General features: G+C 47.1%; 1 protein-coding gene. It reads right to left on the reverse strand.

All coding sequences use genetic code 11. The features are described 5' to 3' along the window. On the reverse strand, positions 1 to 203 hold a 203-nt coding region (locus tag P2081_RS20945; RefSeq protein WP_278924715.1), incomplete at its 3' end, for a hypothetical protein. Positions 204 to 238 lie beyond the last annotated feature (35 nt).

Genomic DNA, 238 nt, shown 5'->3' on the forward strand with positions numbered 1-238 from the left:
TGGCCGGAAAACGGCCCTTCTGGATTGCGACGTGCGGACTCGATTATTCTCTCAATCCAGCTATCATCTGTTTCATCTACAACCTGCGCCCAAGCTTGTTTAAGGAAAAGGTATCTATGAATTTGCGAACTGGCCCATTGTTCTGGTCGTTGCGCTCCTAATGCTCGAAAAAGTTCGGTGAGCTGGTGGTCTTGATCAGCCATATTTATGTTCTCCAGCAGAGGTCAAAATCTGGTAT

The sequence above is a fragment of the Pseudophaeobacter profundi genome (assembly GCF_029697505.1).
Taxonomy (GTDB): Bacteria; Pseudomonadota; Alphaproteobacteria; order Rhodobacterales; family Rhodobacteraceae; genus Pseudophaeobacter; species Pseudophaeobacter profundi.